Consider the following 15,442-nt stretch of genomic DNA (forward strand, 5'->3'; position numbering starts at 1 on the left):
AGCCGCGGAGGCCTTGCGGGTCAACCGCACGGATCTGCGCATCATTGGTCTGGTCCACCAGGCGGGCAGCCTGTCCGCCGGGAAGCTGGCGAGCGTCGCCGGGCATCTCACCAGGACCACGGACGCGAGCGACCGGCGACGTGCCGTCGTCGCGCTCACCGAGTCCGCCGCCGACCTGCTCGAAAGCGTTTACGCGCCGGTCGCGCGGGCCGGGCGGCGGGTGCTGGACCGTTACTCGTCGGGCGAGCTGACGCTGATCATCGACGTGCTACGCCGGGGCGAGCAGGTTCAGCTTGCCGAAGCCGACCGGATCCGGGGCTCGGTGACGGCACACAACTCGCTCAGCCGCGCCGCGACCCCGCGCGTGCGTTCGTAGGTCAGTTCATGGCCCGCGCCGGGGAACAGCACGAACTTAGCGCCCGGCAGCTCCTCCGCGATGACCTTCGCGTGCCGCACCGGGGTGATCCGGTCGCGGTCGCCGACGAGGACCACACTCGGCTTACCCGCCAGCGTCGCGAGCGCGGCGCGCCGGTCGTGCTGGGAGATCGAGTCGCGGAAACCGCCGATACTGCTCGGGTGCGCGCGCAGGACCTGCGCCGTCATCGCCCGCACGTCCGCCCGGTCGGCCTTCTTCCCGAACGCGATCCACTTCGTCGCCGGCCGCGCGAGTACCGCCGGGATCGGCACGAACTCCTTGCGGTAGCGGGAAAGCGTCCGCGCGAGCGCCTTGTCGGCACGTATCGCGGCCCGGCCGGCGGCACCGGAAAGTCCGAGCGTGAGCCGGTCCATGTCCGAGCAGGACGTCGCGATGAACGCGACGCCCCTGACCCGCTCGCGAACCAGGCCGGGATGCCGTTCGGCCAGCGCCATCACCGTCATCCCGCCCAGCGAGTGCCCGGCGAGCACGACCGGCCCGTGCGGTACGCGGGCGGCCAGCAGTTCGGCCAGATCGTCGGCGAGTTGCGGGATCGTCGCCGTGCCGGGCCGCGCCGCGGCCGAACCGCCATGTCCACGGTGGTCGTAGCGGAGCACGCGGACATCCGGCGGCAGCAACGGCAGGATCGGCGCCCACTCGGTGTGATCCTGCGTCCACGCGTGCACCAGTGCCACCGTGAGCCGCGCCCCGGCGGGACCCGATTCGTCCACGTGCAGCGCCGTACCGTCCGCGGTGAGAAACCGGCGACCGGTCCCCCTGCGACCGATCACCGATACCGCCCGTCTATCAGAAACGACTTGCGCCACATGCGCATTCCCGGCGCGCCGACAAGCCCGACCTCATCGAGGAAGGCCATGATCCGCTCACCGGCCCAGCGCATGGTCTCCTGGAAGTGCGGGTTGGCCATCGCGGTCTCCCACGCCTGCCTCGGCGGCAGCCCGACCGCGGCGTAGACGCGCGGGTTGATGAGGCTGCGGGTGATCGCGAAGCTCACCGAGGCGAGCAGCCACCGCTGGTAGGCCAGTTCCGCCTTGGACATCCCGGCCATCCCGCGGGTGACCTCTTCACGCGCGAACGTGACGTGCCGTGCCTCCTCCAGCACGTGGATGCGGTTGACCATCCTGATCAGCGGCTGGACGTTCTCGTCGGCCATGCTCTCGCGCTGGATGCGGTCGAGGACCTCCTCGGCGACCAGGATCGAGCCGTAGAGCGCCGGACCGTAGCCGATCAGCGGCAGCGCCTTGCCCAACTGGTGCACGATCTTGATCGGCCCGTACGGCGGCGCGCCGACCCGCTCGACCGCGCGGGCGAACATCGTCGAATGGCGGCATTCGTCGGCGATCTCGGTCAGCGCGTACTGCACGTGCCGGGTCGTCGGGTCACCGCGGTAGATCTCCTTGAGCAGCATCTGCATCAGCAGGACCTCGAAGAAGATGCCGTTGCTCGCGACGCTGGCCACTTCGTGCTTGCCGAGTTCGATCCGCTGCTCGGGGGTCAGCTGTGCCCACAGGCCGGTGCCGTACAGCGAGCACCGGTGTTCGAGCTGGTAGACCTTGCCCTCGGCCAGCGGCGCGTCCCAGTCGATGTCGACCTCGGGGTCGTAGAACTTGTTCGCCGAGGATTTCAGCAGCCGGTCCGCGGTCTTCTCGCGCTCGTCGAGCGTCCGCGTCATCGCGTCCTCCCAAGTTCATGTAACCGGTAGTAACAGTTACCTTTGGTAGCATCGCTCCTGTGGCGGAACATGTCAAGCGCGGCAAGGCGAACGAGGCGGCGACCGGCGACGCGCGGCGGGACCGGTGGCGCAAGCACCGGGTGGCGAGGCGGGCGGAGTTCGTCGAGGCCGCGCTCAGGGCGCTCGACGAGCACGGACCCGACCTCGCGATGGAAAACGTGGCCGTGGCCGCCGGGGTCACGAAACCGGTGCTGTACCGGCATTTCGAGGACAAGGCCGACCTGTACGTCGCGCTCGGCCAACGCGGGACGGAACTGCTGTTCTCGCGGCTCGTGCCCGCGATCAACTCGCAGCTGGCGCCGGTGCCCCGGATCCGGAAGGCGCTCGACGCGTTCTTCGGCGTCATCGAGGAGCACCCGAACCTCTACCGGCTGCTGGCGCGCGGCGCGTTCACCGAGCGCCCGGCGAACTCCGACGTGGTCGCCGAGGACAAGGAACTCATCGCGACGGCGCTGACCGCACTGCTCGGTGACTACATGCGCATGTTCGGGATGGACTCCGGCGCCGCCGAGCCGTGGGCGTACGGGATCGTCGGCATGGTCCAGAACACCGGTGAATGGTGGCTCGACCGCCGGTCGATGAGCCGGGACGCCGTCGTGGAGTACCTGACGCAGATCATCTGGGCCGCGATCGACGGCCTGGCGCGGCAGAACGGCATCACGATCGACCCGGACAAACCGCTCGAGGCGAACAAGGTCGTGCTGCTGCACGCGAAGGAAGAGGAGGCGTCCGATGCCGGCTGAAGAGGACGGCTACACCGGTCCGGCGAAGCTCGTCGTGGGCGAGCGGGAGTTCGCCGTCGACGTCGAGATGCGCGGGCACTTCCAGCCGATCGACGGCCGCTACCACTGGTACGGCCGCGTCGCCCGGCACGACGACCTCGAAGCGCTGCTCGGCGGCCGCAAGCGCGCGGCGGAGATCCACACGCCGGACGGGTCCGCGCGCGGCGAACTGTCCGATCCCGATCCGTGGGGCCGCTACCGGATCCTCGGAGCGAGCACCCCGCCGTTCACCGTGCCCACGACGCCGGCCGAATAGCGAGAAAGGACGCCCGCACGGGCGTCCCTTCTGCTTGTGGACCGGATTACGCGCCGACCGCGAAGCCGACCTTGCGCACGTCGCTCGGCGCGATCTCGACGTAGGCGATGCGGTCGGAGGGGACGATGAACTTGCGCCCCTTCTCGTCGGTGAGGCGGAACAGCCCGTCGGCGGACTTCAGTGCGTCGGCGACCAGCGACTCGACCTCATCGGCAGACTGGCCACTGGACACCACCAGCTCGCGCGGCGTGTCCTTGATGCCGATCTTGACCTCCACGTATGACCTCCGCCTGTCTGTGTTCGCTGAACCTGCACCAAGGCTAGCTGAGTCCGAGCTTCTGCATCCGCTTGGCGTGCCCCTGCTGCAACCGGCGGAAGAGCGCCGCGATTCCCGACAGATCGCCTGAGCCGGAAACGATCAGCTCGGCCAGCCCGTCTCGCTCGGCCACGACGTACTGCGCCTGCGTGAGCGCCTCCCCCAGCAACCGCCGCCCCCACAGGGCCAGCCGGTCACGCGTCTTCGGGTCCGCCTCGATCGCCGCGGCGACCTCCCGCTCGGCGAACGCCGAATGCCCGGTGTCCGCGAGCACCGTCGTCACCAGATCCCTGGTCTCGTCGTCCAGCCAGCTGCCGACCTCGCGGTAGAGATCCGCGGCGAGCCCGTCGCCGACATAGGCCTTGACCAGCGACTCGAGCCACGACTTCGGCGCCGTCGAGGCATGCCACGCGTCGATATGGTCGACGAACGGCGCCATCGCCTGCTCGACCGTCACGCCACGCTCGCGCAGGTACTTCGACAGCAGGTCGTAGTGCCCGATCTCCGCGGCGGCCATCGACGCGAGCGCCGCCCGGCCCGACAGGCTGGGCGCGCCACGGGCGTCTTCAGCCATCCGGTCGAACGCCGACAGCTCGCCGTAGGCGATGACGCCGAGCAGGTCGACGACGCCCTCACGGATCTCGGAAGTCACGACAGGAACCCTATATCTGCTCCCGGAAGAGACCGATCCCACCTGAACACGCCGGACCGAAAGTCCGAGGCCAGCGGGCCGCCCGGTACAATGAGGAGGTATTGACGAGCTTCCACCCCGACAATGGGGTGGATATCGGGCCCGCGTTCACCTGCGGCCCGCGACAACACAGTGTGCGTGCACGCCTTTTTACCCGGCATTCCCGCGATCCGAATCCCGCGGTCGAGTGCCGAGATCGAACCAGGTGAGTGCGCGCTGGTACGAGAGAGGCGATCACACTGACCGCAAGCACTTCCGACAACCGAACAGAAACCGACCCGGTCGCTCTTGAGCACAGTGAGAGCGGCCTTCCGGCGTCGGATCCCTCGCACCCGCTGCAGGCCGGTGCGCTCGTCGAGCCGGAGAATCCCACGTTCGCCGAGTTCGGCGTACGCCCGGAGATCGTCCGCGCGCTGGGCGAGGCGGGGATCGAGCGGACGTTCGCCATCCAGGCGCTCACGCTGCCGCTCGCGCTCGACGGCGAAGACCTCATCGGCCAGGCCCGCACCGGGATGGGCAAGACGCTCGGCTTCGGCGTCCCGATGCTGCAACGCCTGGTCACCCCCGGTGACGGCACGCCGCAGGCGCTCGTCGTGGTGCCGACCCGCGAGCTGTGCCTCCAGGTCACCCACGACCTCACCGACGCGGGCAGGTACCTCGGCGTCCGCACCCTCGCGATCTACGGCGGGCGCCCCTACGAACAGCAGATCGACGCGCTGCGCAAGGGCGTCGACCTGGTGATCGGCACCCCTGGCCGGCTGCTGGACCTGGCCGAACAACGGCATCTGGTGCTGGGCAAGGTCCGCGCGCTGGTGCTGGACGAGGCCGACGAGATGCTCGACCTCGGCTTCCTGCCCGATATCGAGCGCATCCTGACGATGGTGCCCGACGAGCGGCAGACCATGCTGTTCTCCGCGACCATGCCGGGCCCGATCATCACGCTTGCCCGCACGTTCCTGAACCGCCCGACGCACATCCGCGCCGAGGAGAACGACGCGGGCGCGGTGCACGAGCGCACCACGCAGTTCGTCTACCGGGCGCACTCGCTCGACAAGCCCGAACTCATCGCGCGCGTGCTGCAGGCCCGCGACCGCGGCCTGACCATGGTGTTCACCCGCACCAAGCGCACCGCGCAGAAGGTCGCCGACGATCTGGCCGAGCGCGGGTTCGCCGTCGCCGCCGTGCACGGGGACCTGGGGCAGGGTGCGCGTGAGCAGGCGCTGCGGGCGTTCCGCTCGGGCAAGATCGATGTGCTGGTCGCCACCGACGTCGCGGCCCGCGGCATCGACGTCGAGGACGTCACGCACGTGATCAACTACCAGACGCCCGACGACGAGAAGACGTACGTGCACCGCATCGGCCGCACCGGCCGCGCCGGCAAGACCGGGGTCGCGATCACGCTGGTCGACTGGGACGAGGAAACGCGCTGGAAGGTCATCTCCGACGCGCTGAACCTCGAAATCCCGGAGCCCGTCGAGACGTATTCGACCTCGAAGCACCTGTTCAGCGACCTGGACATCCCGGAGGACGCGACCGGGCGGCTGCCGCTGGGCAAGCGCACCCGGGCGGGGCTGTCCGCCGAGCCCGAAGAGAAGCTGAACGGCGGCCGCCGCCGTTCAGGCGCCTCGACGCCGCGCAAGCGCGACCGCCGCCGCACCCGGGGTGGCGGCGCCGGCGAAGGCACCGAGAAGGTGGACTCCGCCAACGAGACGGCCGAGGAAGACCGCCCGCGTCGCCGCCGCACCCGTAGTGGCGAGACCGCACCGGCCGCCGAACGCGAGACGGCGGAGAATCCCGAGCGCCCGGCCCGGCGCCGCCGTCGCCGCCGTTCCGGGACGGTAAACGCGACCGACACACCCACTTCGGCAGACTGAGCACCAGCGCACCGGAGAACGGGAGAAGCAGCAGGTGAGCGAGCCCTCGGAAACCGCCGCCGAGCAGGGGGAAGCCAGCGAGGAGCAGGTCGAGGCCGCCGGCGGGCAAACCGGAACCGAACCCGAGCCGCCGGAGCAGGACAAGCCCAGGGCCGGCTCGTCGCCCCGCGGCCGCCATCGCCGCCCGCTCGAGGACTCCGAGACCACGGTGATCATCGGCGTCGAGGACGTGCTCGCGGGCGCGTCCGAGGTGCCGAAAGGGCCGCCCCGGCGGCATACCCACGCGGACCGGCCTTCGCCGTGGAGCCGGCGGCGGGACAGGGTGATCGCCGCCGTGATCGCCGTGGTCGCGCTCGTCACGGGGACCATCGTGTGGGCGGGCAGCGAAAGCCGGGCCACGATTTCGGAGACCGCCTCCCCCGCGCCCGCGCTGCCGGTGACTCCGCCGGCGGTTCCCGCGCAGCTCAGCGAGCTCTGGCAGGCCGAATCGGATGCCGCCCCGGTGCCGATCGCCGCCGGCAACGCGGTCGTCACGGCGAACGGTGGCGAACTCGACGGCCGAGACCCGCTCACCGGCCAGGTTCGGTGGCGCTACGCGCGTGACCTGCGGCTGTGCACCGCCGCCGAGGCGTGGTCCCGCGCGGTCGCCGTGTACCGCAAGGGCGGCGTCAACAACGAGAGCGCCTGCAGCGACGTCATCGGGCTCGACCCGTCCACCGGTCACCGGATGGCGCAGCGCACCGGCAGCGCGCAACTCGGCACCAGGCTGGTCACCGACGGCACGTACGTCACCGCGTTCGGCCCCACGTTTCTGGACACCTGGCGAGACGACCTCGTCGAGACCGACCAGTACGGCAAGGTGCCCGTGCTGGTCAACCCGGACAAGCAGCCGCGCGTGGGCTGCACCTACGGCTCCATCGCGGCGGCCTCGAGCCGGGTCGGGGTGATCGAACGCTGCCCCGGCGACCCCGGCGACCGGATCACCGTCTTCCGCGCGGCGCCCAAGGACGCCGACCAGCCGCAGGTGTCCTTCAGCGCGATCCTCCCCGGCCATGACGCGCGCATGGTCGCGATGTCCGGTGACTACGTCGCGGTCGCGATGCCCGATCAGCGCGAACTCGTGCTGTACGGCGCCGACGGCATGCAGGTCGCGACCTACCCGCTCGACCTGCCGGCGTCCGACCTCGCCCACGATCCGGCCGGTGGCGTCCCCGCAACCTCCTCGACAGCGTCCAATGTGTACTGGTTCACCGGTTCCAGGCTGATGGCCTTCTCGCGGGACACGCTCACTCCGCTGTGGACACTCACCTCCGCGCTCGGGCCCGGCATCGTGTTCGACCACCAGCTCGTGGTCCCGATCCAGGGCGGTCTGGCTGTGCTGAACGAGCAGAACGGTGCGACGATCCGCACGATCGGCGTCGACCGCCACGGCTACGCCGGGCCGGTGCGCCTGACCGCGGCCGGCCCGGTGCTGGTGGAGCAGCGCGGTTCGACGCTGGCCGCGCTGAGGTGAGCGGCCAGCTCACGCCGCACGGCGCCGAGCGAGTCGAGCTACCCGGCTCGGAAGGGCCGATAGCGGCCTTGCGCACCAGGGAAACCGGTAAGGCCACCGTGCTGCTGGTGCCTGGTTACACCGGGTCCAAAGAGGACTTTTCGCCCATGCTGGACGAAATCGCGGCGGACGGTTTCCGCGCGATCGCGATCGACCTGCCGGGCCAGTTCGAGTCGCCGGGGCCGGAAGACGAGCGATCCTACCTGCCCGAAGCGCTGGGCCAGGTCCTCGCCGGGCTGGTGGGGCACCTTGTGGCGGGCGGAAAACCGGTGCTGCTGCTCGGGCATTCCTACGGCGGGCTCGTCGCGCGAGCCGCGGTGCTCGCCGGTGCGGAGATCGCCGGGTTGACGCTGATGGACAGTGGTCCTTCGGCATTGCCGGACGGGCCCCGGCGGGTCGCGCTCAGCGTTGGCGAGCCCTTGCTGCGCGAAAAGGGGATTGCGGCCGCGTACCGGATGCGTGAGCGGATGTACGAGCAGTTCCCGTCGTGGGTGCGGCTTCCGGTCGAGCTCAAGGAGTTTCTGCGGCGCCGCTTCGTCTCCTCGGCCCCTGCCGGGCTGCTCGGGATGGCGGACGGGCTGCGTTTCGAACCGGACCTCGTCGCTTCCCTCGCCGAAGCGCTGGGCTCGGTGCCGTCACTGGTCGTGGCGGGCGAGGGTGACGACGCGTGGAGCGTGGCTTCGCAGCAGGACATGGCCGAGCGCCTCGACGCGCCGTTCGCGATCGTGCCGAACGCCGCGCACTCGCCCAACACCGAAAACCCCAAGGCACTGCTGGACATCCTGCTGCCGGCGTGGCGCTCCTGGCTCTGATTAGCGGTATCTTCGGAAGTCTCACGGATTGCACGGGAGGGCTACGGTGGGGGAGGCACACGAGATGCGCGGACGGCTGCTGGCCATCGTGGTGATGGTGGTGGCGGCGGTAGCGGTGGCCGGATGCTCAGCGAGCCAACCGAATTCGGCCGCGGGCCCGGCGAAACCGGCGATTCCGGCGGTGCGGCTGGCGATCAGTCCGGCGAATTCGAGCCAGAACGTGGCCACCGACGCGCCGATCGTGGTCACCGCCACCGGCGGCCAGGTGCGTGACGTGAGCGTGCACAGCCAGGGCGACCAGGTCATGGGCAGTTTCGACACGCAGCGATCCACCTGGCGTAGCACGGGGACGCTGAACGTGGCGCAGACATACACGGTGACCGCGACCGGCGTGAACCCCGCCGGCCAGGCGACGACGGTGACGAGCAGCTTCACCACACTCACCCCGTCGAAGACGTTCCGGACACACATCTTCGAAGGCGATCACGACACCTACGGGGTGGGCATGCCGATCGAGCTCACCTTCAGCCACGCGATCACGAACAAGGCGGCGGTGGAGCAGGCCCTGCACGTCACGAGCTCGCAGCCGGTGGTCGGCGCCTGGTGGTGGCTGGACGACGAGCATGTGGACTTCCGGCCGCGGGACTACTGGCCCGCGCACACCACCGTCAGCTTCACGGGACTGCTCGACGGCGTGCAGGGCGCGCCGGGCATGTACGGCACCGCCGACCTCACCCAGACGTTCCTGATCGGCGACTCCCTCATCGTGACCGCCAGCACCACCACCCACCACATGCAGGTCTATCGCAACGGGCAGTTGCAGTACGACTGGCCCATCAGCACCGGAAAGCGCGGGCACGACACGCCGGACGGCACGTATCTGACGATCGACAAGGCGAATCCGGAGGAGATGAAGCCCTCCGACATCGCGCCGGGCCAGCCCGGTTACTACGACCTGCAGGTGCCGTGGTCGGTGCGGTTCACCTGGAGCGGGGACTTCCTGCACGACGCCTACTGGTCGGTGGGTCAGCAGGGCAGCAGCGACGTCAGCCACGGCTGCGTCAACATGCCGCCTCAGGCGGCGCAGACGTACTACCAGGAAGAGCTGCCCGGTGACCCGGTGACGATCACCAACAGCCCGCTGGCCGGTACGAACGGCGACGGCTGGACCGACTGGTTCTACTCGTGGCCGCAACTGCTCGACAAGAGCGCGTTGCACAAGGCCGTGCAGGCCGGTCCCAACGGCAGCACCTTCGTCGCGCCCTCCGAGGTACCCGCTTCGACGGCCGGCGCGCCGCTCACCACCGCCCCGGCCAACAACTCCGCCGCGGCATAACGCGCGAGTCGGAACTCGCCGCAGGTGAGTCCGGCTTTCGCGACGCCTCAGAACCACCACATCAGCGACAGCGCCGCCAGTAGATCGACCACGACGACCGCCGCCGCGAGAGCTGCGACCGGTCCGTCGCGCCGGTCGACGAAACGCTGCGCCACCAGAGCGATCACCGCGGCGACGGGATGCCCGATCAGCATCGCGGCGCCGGGCCCCGGCACGCCGAACAGCAGGCACACCAGGCCCGCGCCCAGCACGAGCACGGCCAGCCCCGCGAGACCCGCGGCGAGCGAGCCGGTCAGCCCGCGCCACCGCCGCCCGCGCCGACGGAACTCCTCGGCGGCGGGGACCCGCAGTTCCTCCGTGCTCACGGTGCCAGTAGCTCCCAGGATTTCGCCGGCGGCCCGGCTGCCTGCCCGTCCGCGCAGCTGGGCCGGAAGTCGCACCACGCGCAGCGCGTGCCGGGGCTGGCCGGAAACAGGACGTCGCCATCTCCTCCGGCGGTCAGCGTATCCGTCGCGAGCCGCAGATCCTCGGCCGTCTCCTCCGCGCGGGCGAGGTGGCGGCGCAGGCTTTCGTCGGTGTGCTCCGCCGCCGCGACCGTGCCGGTCGGCAGATGGTGCAGTTCGACGCGGTGACACGGCTTTCGCAACGTGCGGGCCGACGCGACCGCATACATGGCGAGCGCTTGCGAGCTGCGCGCCTCGTACTCGTCAGGCGCCCGGCGGCCGGTCTTGTAGTCGACCACGACGAGTTCGTCCCCGCGCTCGTCGATCCGGTCCGCCCTGCCTTCGATGATCATCGTCGGCGGGCGGCCCGGCTCGGGATTGACCGGCGCGGATACCCAGCGCTCCAGCCCGATCGGCGTCTGCGAAACGTCGTTGTGCTCGACGTACTCCATGACCCACGTCTTCGCCCTGTCCCGGTACACGGCGGCCTGCTCGGCGTCGGCGAACCCGGCGTCCTGCCAGTGTTCGCTCAGTAGTTGCGCGGCGCGGACCGGCGTACGGCGCTCGGGCGGCAGCTCGAACAGCGCGCGCAAGGCGTTGTGCACCACCGCACCCAGCGTGCTGTGCGCCCACGGGCCGGTGCGCGTGGGCGTCGGCCGGTCCAGGTACGTCAACCGGTAGCGCCGCGGGCAGTCGGCGAAGTTGGCCAGCCGCGCCGGGCTGACCTTGGTCAGGCGCCGCGGCTGCACCGCGAACTCGAACCCCAGTTGTTCCACCACGCCCCCAACCGTACTCAGGCGCCGCCGATGAATCCGCGCACGGAGTTGGCGATGAGCTGGACCGCGATCGCGGCGAGCAGCAGACCGGCGATCTTCGCCAGCAGCAGGATGCCGCTCTCCCTGATCAGCCGGATCACCAGGCCCGAATACCGCATGAACACGTAGATCACCACGTGCGTAACGATGATCGCGAGTGCGAGCGCGACATAGGCGCCGAGATGCCCGTGGGCTTGACGCACGAACACGATCGTCGCGGCGATCGCACCCGGCCCGGCCAGCAGCGGGGTGCCGAGCGGGACCAGCGCGACGTTGACGTCCTCGACCGCCTCCGGTTCGGTCCCGCCCTTGCCGGTCAGCAGGTCCAGCGCGATGAGCAGCAGGAGCAGCCCGCCCGCGCCCTGCAAGGCGGGGATGCCGATACCGAGGTAGGCCAGGATCGCCTGGCCCGCGACCGCGAACAGCGTGATGACCAGCAGCGACACCAGCACCGCCTGGCGGGCGGCGCGCGCACGGGCGCCGGGCGACTTGCGGCCGACGAGACTGAGGAACACCGGCACCGTGCCCGGCGGGTCCATGATCACCACGAGCGTGATCGTGGCCTCGGCGAACACACCCACGTCGAAGAACGACACTCAGCCCACCGCGATCCGCGCACCGGACGCCTTCTCGACCAGCGCTTCGAGCGACTCCGGCGGGGTCGCCTCGGCACCGATCGGGATCGTCTTGTTCGTGCCGTGGTAGTCGCTCGACCCGGTCGGCACCAGGTTGAGCTCGCGCGCGAGACCACGCAGCTGGACCCGGGTCTCCTCGTCGTGGTTGGGATGGTCGACCTCGACCCCGGTCAGGCCATGCTCGGCCAAGTGCACGAGCGTCTCGACGGAGACGATCCGGCCGCGGCTGCGGGCGAAGGGATGCGCGAACACCGTCACCCCGCCAGCGGCCGCGATCATGTCGATCGCGTCCTCGACGGGCGTGTCCTGCCGCGGCAGGTAGTACCCGCGCCCGCTACCCAGATACTCCGCGAACGCCTCGTCCACAGTGGACACGAGACCGGCGCGGACGAGGGCCTGCGCGAGATGCGGGCGGCCGGGGGGCGAGTCGGCCGGCAGCTGGCCCATGATCTCGTCGGCATCGACCGGCAGCCCGTCGGCCGCCATCCGCTCGGCCATCGCCCGCAGGCGGGTGCGGCGTTCGAGCCGGAGCCTCCGCTGCTCGGTCACGATGGCGGGCGCGCCCGGGTCGAACAGGTACGCCAGCAGGTGCACGCTGATCCCGCGCGGCCCGTCGCGGTGGCTGACGCAGGACAGCTCGGCGCCCGGTACGAGGGTCAGCCCGGCGGGCAGCGCGGCCGTCGCGGCGTCCCACCCGGCGGTGGTGTCATGGTCGGTCAGCGCGATGACGTCCAGGCCGGCCTGTGCGGCCACCTGGACCAGTTCGGCTGGGCTGTCCGTGCCATCGGAGACGGTCGAATGGGTGTGCAGGTCGATGCGCATCGCACCCATTCTGGCTTACCGCAGGCGGACGCCCCTCAACCGACCATTCGCTTGCCGCGCGCGAGGCGCTGGGCCTTGATCATGGAGAAGCGTTCGCTCTGCTTCTGCTTGTCCCCGAACACGAGTTCGGAGATCGTGTCGTAGAAATCCTCCGGCTTGGGGAGGAAGGTGATCCGGTTGAGGGCCTGGATCTGGCCCGCCGACTCCACGACCACGGTGCCGTAGCCGAGCATGCGGCCCCAGGCCGTGCGTTCGTACGTCAGGTCGGTGACCTTGCTGATCGGCATCATCGCGACCTTCGTCGTGAAGACACCGCTGGTGAGCACGAACCGCTTGTCCGTGACCACCAGCCGCTCGACCCACCATTCCATGACCTTGTACGCGTAGTACAGGACCACCAGCAGTGCCGCGTACCACAGGACGTTCTGCACCACGTAGAGCGCCGGCGGCAGCAGGTACGACACCATCACGCAGATCGCGAGCAGTGCGATCGCCTCGAAGGTGTCCCAGGCCAGTACCGCCCAGTGGCGGCGGACCCGGATGACCCTCCGCTCGGTGTCGAGCAGGTACTCGTCTGGGTCCCGGGGAGCGAACACGGCGCCTGCTAGCTGAACACGTTGCTGACGAAGGTGATGACCGCTTCAGCCGACGTGCGCAGGAAGGTCAGGATATTGCCCACGAGGTTCGCCGCTTGGCCTGGCTGGGCGATCACGAAGAACAAGACCAACGCGATACCCACGAGTCCGGCTAGTTTCTTCGCGTTCACAACGATCAATCCCGTCTCTTGCTCCGGCATCGGTCTAGCTTGCTCACCAACAACGTTGTACCGCACGGCGCTCCGTAACGGGAGGAAAGTCCCGCGCTTGGGGCAGTGCTCGGGTGTGATCGTACCGTATGGCTACTCTCCGTGTACACCACATACAGGTTAAGCTGCCGTTATGGCATCGGTGCGCTGCGTCGGCGGCATCCTGCACGACGCCGCGGGCCGGCTGCTGGTGATCCAGCGGGGGCACGATCCCGGCCGCGGTCTGTGGTCGTTGCCCGGGGGCCGCGTCGAGCCCGGGGAGACCGACGAGCAGGCCGTCGTGCGCGAGATGCGCGAGGAAACCGGCCTTGACGTGCGGCCGGGCGCGCTCGCGGGGATGGTCGTGCGCGGCCGGTACGAGATCTACGACTACGTGTGCGAGGTGCTCGGCGGGCGGCTGAGGCCCGGCGACGACGCGGCCGACGCGCGCTGGGTGGACGCGGCGGCCTTCGCGGCGCTGCCGTTGACGGACGGCCTGGCCGACACGCTCCGCGACTGGCGCACGCTGCCGCGCTAACCCTGGATCCGGCTCTCCAGACCCGACCAGTCGCGCTCGCGGAGCTGGAACTTCTGGATCTTGCCCGTCGAGGTCTTGGGCAGTTCGGCGACGAACTCGATCACGTCCGGCACCTTGTAGCGGGCGATCTGCGCGCGCACGTGCTCCCGCAGTTCCTCGCCGGGCACCGACTCGCCCGCGCGCAGCACGACGTACGCCTTCGGCCGCTCGCCCCACTTTTCGTCCGGCACGCCGACGACCGCGACCTCCAGCACCGCCGGATGCGAGTCGATCGCCGCCTCGACCTCGATCGTCGAGATGTTCTCGCCGCCGGACACGATGATGTCCTTCGCCCGGTCCCGCAGCTGGATGTACCCGTCGGGATGCCACACGCCCAGATCGCCGGAGTGGAACCAGCCGCCCCGGAACGCCTTCTCCGTCGCCTCCGGGTCCTGGAAGTACCCGGACATCACGTTGTTGCCCCGCATCACGACCTCACCCATCGTGACCCCGTCTCGCGGAACGTCGCGCATCTCGTCGTCGACCACCCGCACCCCGTCGGTCACGATCATGCCAACGCCCTGGCGCGACATGACCTTGCTGCGCTCGGCGATGTCCAGCTTGAGCCAACCCTCCTGGGGCTCGCACACGGTGTACGGCCCGTAGGTCTCGGTCAGCCCGTAGACATGCGTCAGCCGCGCGCCCAGCTCCGACATCCGCCGGATGACCGTCGGTGAGGGCGGCGCACCCGCCGTGGTGACGACGACTTCGTGCGGCAGCGGATGCGCGCCCCCGTGGTTCGCGATGGTCACCAGCACCGTCGGCGCGCCGTTGAGATGCGTGATGCCCTCGGTGTCGAGCAGCCGCCAGATCTCCGTGGCGTCGACCGCGCGCAGGCAGACATGCGTACCGCCGATCGCCGTCACGGCCCAGGCGGTGCACCAGCCGTTGCAGTGGAACATGGGGAGCGTCCAGAGGTACCGCGACTCCGGCGAATGTCGCGAGTGGACGATCTCGGCGAGCGAGTTCAGGTACGCCCCGCGATGGTGGTACATCACGCCTTTCGGACGACCGGTCGTGCCCGAGGTGTAGTTGATCGAGATCGTGCCGCGCTCGTCCGCGACGGTCCACGGCAGCGGGTCGTCGGCGCCACGTGCCAGGAGATCCTCGTAGGAGATGCCGGCGACCGCCGGGTCGGGGGTGGCGCCGGAGGCCGGGTCCGTGACCGTCACGATCTCCGACACCGGCAGGTCCGCGGCGAGCGACGAGTGCAGCGCGGCGTCGACCACGAGCAGCTTCGCGCCGGAGTGCGCCAGGATGTAGCGGATCTCCGCCGGGGCGAGCCGGGTGTTGATCGCGACGAGCACGGCCCCCGCGAGCGGCACCGCGAAATGGGCGACGATCATCTCCGGGATGTTGGGGAGCAGGTACGCGACCCGGTCCCCCGGTTCGATCCCGGACGCGCGCAGGGCGTGCGCGATCCGTGTCGTCTCGGCGGCGAGTTCGCGGTAGGTGACCCGGCGGTCGCCGTAGACGACGGCCTCCTTGCCCGGAAAGACCTCCGCCGAGCGTTCGAGGAAGGCCAGCGGGGTCAGGGGCGTGAACCAGGTGTCCTCGGTGACAGCCATGGCTCCCAATC

Annotated in this window: 19 protein-coding genes; 8 read left to right on the forward strand and 11 right to left on the reverse strand. The window is 70.0% G+C overall.

Annotation, left to right across the window (positions count from 1 at the left end):
* Window positions 1-13: 13 nt before the first annotated feature.
* Window positions 14-376, forward strand: coding sequence for a helix-turn-helix domain-containing protein (locus FG385_RS22650; RefSeq protein ID WP_200834604.1), 363 nt, complete (start codon window positions 14-16; stop codon window positions 374-376).
* Here FG385_RS22650 and FG385_RS22655 read toward each other — a convergent pair.
* Both FG385_RS22655 and FG385_RS22660 read right to left on the reverse strand, forming a co-directional pair.
* Window positions 289-1,206 carry an alpha/beta fold hydrolase gene (locus FG385_RS22655; RefSeq protein ID WP_235022730.1) on the reverse strand — a complete coding sequence of 306 codons (918 nt, stop codon included), beginning with the start codon at window positions 1,204-1,206 and terminating at the stop codon, window positions 289-291. The genes FG385_RS22650 and FG385_RS22655 overlap by 88 nt on opposite strands.
* Window positions 1,203-2,108: an AurF N-oxygenase family protein gene (locus FG385_RS22660; RefSeq protein WP_139098775.1), complete on the reverse strand. Its 906-nt coding sequence runs from the start codon at window positions 2,106-2,108 to the stop codon at window positions 1,203-1,205. The genes FG385_RS22655 and FG385_RS22660 overlap by 4 nt, the downstream gene beginning before the upstream one ends.
* A gap of 59 nt (window positions 2,109-2,167) precedes the next feature.
* Between FG385_RS22660 and FG385_RS22665 the strand changes: the two genes are divergently transcribed.
* Window positions 2,168-2,911: a TetR/AcrR family transcriptional regulator gene (locus FG385_RS22665; protein WP_200834605.1), complete on the forward strand. Its 744-nt coding sequence runs from the start codon at window positions 2,168-2,170 to the stop codon at window positions 2,909-2,911.
* Window positions 2,901-3,206: a DUF4873 domain-containing protein gene (locus FG385_RS22670; RefSeq protein WP_139098777.1), complete on the forward strand. Its 306-nt coding sequence runs from the start codon at window positions 2,901-2,903 to the stop codon at window positions 3,204-3,206. The genes FG385_RS22665 and FG385_RS22670 overlap by 11 nt, the downstream gene beginning before the upstream one ends.
* 46 nt (window positions 3,207-3,252) lie before the next feature.
* Here FG385_RS22670 and FG385_RS22675 read toward each other — a convergent pair whose 3' ends face one another.
* Window positions 3,253-3,483 (reverse strand): DUF3107 domain-containing protein, encoded by a 231-nt coding sequence (locus FG385_RS22675; protein ID WP_139098778.1) that lies wholly within the window; start codon window positions 3,481-3,483, stop codon window positions 3,253-3,255.
* Between the two features lie 43 nt (window positions 3,484-3,526).
* Complete coding sequence (locus FG385_RS22680; protein ID WP_139098779.1) at window positions 3,527-4,174, reverse strand: ferritin-like fold-containing protein; 648 nt, start codon at window positions 4,172-4,174, stop codon at window positions 3,527-3,529.
* A gap of 248 nt (window positions 4,175-4,422) precedes the next feature.
* On the opposite strand from FG385_RS22680, the gene FG385_RS22685 reads away from it, so the two are divergent.
* Genes FG385_RS22685 through FG385_RS22700 form a run of 4 tightly spaced genes read left to right on the forward strand, consistent with a single transcriptional unit; the run spans window position 4,423 to window position 9,787 of the window.
* Window positions 4,423-6,087, forward strand: coding sequence for a DEAD/DEAH box helicase (locus FG385_RS22685; protein WP_139098780.1), 1,665 nt, complete (start codon window positions 4,423-4,425; stop codon window positions 6,085-6,087).
* 34 nt (window positions 6,088-6,121) lie between these two features.
* A complete protein-coding gene (locus FG385_RS22690) occupies window positions 6,122-7,600 on the forward strand; it encodes an Rv3212 family protein (protein WP_235022731.1) in 1,479 nt (492 codons plus the stop codon).
* A complete protein-coding gene (locus tag FG385_RS22695) occupies window positions 7,597-8,451 on the forward strand; it encodes an alpha/beta fold hydrolase (protein ID WP_139098781.1) in 855 nt (284 codons plus the stop codon). Before FG385_RS22690 ends, FG385_RS22695 begins: the two co-directional genes overlap by 4 nt.
* 46 nt (window positions 8,452-8,497) lie before the next feature.
* Entirely contained in the window at window positions 8,498-9,787 is a 1,290-nt protein-coding gene (locus FG385_RS22700; protein ID WP_139098782.1) for a L,D-transpeptidase, read from the forward strand.
* Window positions 9,788-9,834: 47 nt separating this feature from the next.
* Here the strand turns inward: FG385_RS22700 and FG385_RS22705 are convergent, their stop codons facing one another.
* Genes FG385_RS22705 through FG385_RS22730 form a run of 6 tightly spaced genes read right to left on the reverse strand, consistent with a single transcriptional unit; the run spans window position 9,835 to window position 13,298 of the window.
* Window positions 9,835-10,152 (reverse strand): hypothetical protein, encoded by a 318-nt coding sequence (locus tag FG385_RS22705; protein WP_235022732.1) that lies wholly within the window; start codon window positions 10,150-10,152, stop codon window positions 9,835-9,837.
* Window positions 10,149-11,006, reverse strand: coding sequence for a RecB family exonuclease (locus tag FG385_RS22710; protein ID WP_200834609.1), 858 nt, complete (start codon window positions 11,004-11,006; stop codon window positions 10,149-10,151). The genes FG385_RS22705 and FG385_RS22710 overlap by 4 nt, the downstream gene beginning before the upstream one ends.
* Before the next feature lie 17 nt (window positions 11,007-11,023).
* Complete coding sequence (locus FG385_RS22715; protein ID WP_139098784.1) at window positions 11,024-11,641, reverse strand: MarC family protein; 618 nt, start codon at window positions 11,639-11,641, stop codon at window positions 11,024-11,026.
* The gene (locus tag FG385_RS22720; protein ID WP_139098785.1) at window positions 11,642-12,511 is read right to left on the reverse strand and encodes a PHP domain-containing protein; all 870 of its coding nucleotides are present in this window, start codon (window positions 12,509-12,511) and stop codon (window positions 11,642-11,644) included.
* Between the two features lie 26 nt (window positions 12,512-12,537).
* Entirely contained in the window at window positions 12,538-13,098 is a 561-nt protein-coding gene (locus FG385_RS22725) for a PH domain-containing protein (protein WP_139098786.1), read from the reverse strand.
* An 8-nt stretch (window positions 13,099-13,106) separates the two neighbouring features.
* A complete protein-coding gene (locus tag FG385_RS22730; protein WP_200834612.1) occupies window positions 13,107-13,298 on the reverse strand; it encodes a hypothetical protein in 192 nt (63 codons plus the stop codon).
* Window positions 13,299-13,440: 142 nt separating this feature from the next.
* Between FG385_RS22730 and FG385_RS22735 the strand changes: the two genes are divergently transcribed.
* Window positions 13,441-13,824 carry an NUDIX hydrolase gene (locus tag FG385_RS22735; RefSeq protein ID WP_139098787.1) on the forward strand — a complete coding sequence of 128 codons (384 nt, stop codon included), beginning with the start codon at window positions 13,441-13,443 and terminating at the stop codon, window positions 13,822-13,824.
* Here the strand turns inward: FG385_RS22735 and FG385_RS22740 are convergent.
* A complete protein-coding gene (locus tag FG385_RS22740) occupies window positions 13,821-15,431 on the reverse strand; it encodes an acyl--CoA ligase family protein (protein ID WP_139098788.1) in 1,611 nt (536 codons plus the stop codon). The two genes, FG385_RS22735 and FG385_RS22740, sit on opposite strands and share 4 nt — an antisense overlap.
* Between the last annotated feature and the right edge of the window lie 11 nt (window positions 15,432-15,442).

Origin of the sequence: Amycolatopsis alkalitolerans (assembly GCF_006152065.1) — a bacterium.
GTDB lineage: Bacteria > Actinomycetota > Actinomycetes > Mycobacteriales > Pseudonocardiaceae > Amycolatopsis_E > Amycolatopsis_E alkalitolerans.

Coding starts and splice junctions, on each gene's coding strand:
- FG385_RS22660 (WP_139098775.1), bottom strand. CDS start 2,108: ATGACGCGGACGCTCGACGAGCGCGAGAAGACCGCGGACCGGCTGCTG.
- FG385_RS22670 (WP_139098777.1), top strand. CDS start 2,901: ATGCCGGCTGAAGAGGACGGCTACACCGGTCCGGCGAAGCTCGTCGTG.
- FG385_RS22720 (WP_139098785.1), bottom strand. CDS start 12,511: ATGGGTGCGATGCGCATCGACCTGCACACCCATTCGACCGTCTCCGAT.
- FG385_RS22730 (WP_200834612.1), bottom strand. CDS start 13,298: ATGCCGGAGCAAGAGACGGGATTGATCGTTGTGAACGCGAAGAAACTA.
- FG385_RS22735 (WP_139098787.1), top strand. CDS start 13,441: ATGGCATCGGTGCGCTGCGTCGGCGGCATCCTGCACGACGCCGCGGGC.
- FG385_RS22740 (WP_139098788.1), bottom strand. CDS start 15,431: ATGGCTGTCACCGAGGACACCTGGTTCACGCCCCTGACCCCGCTGGCC.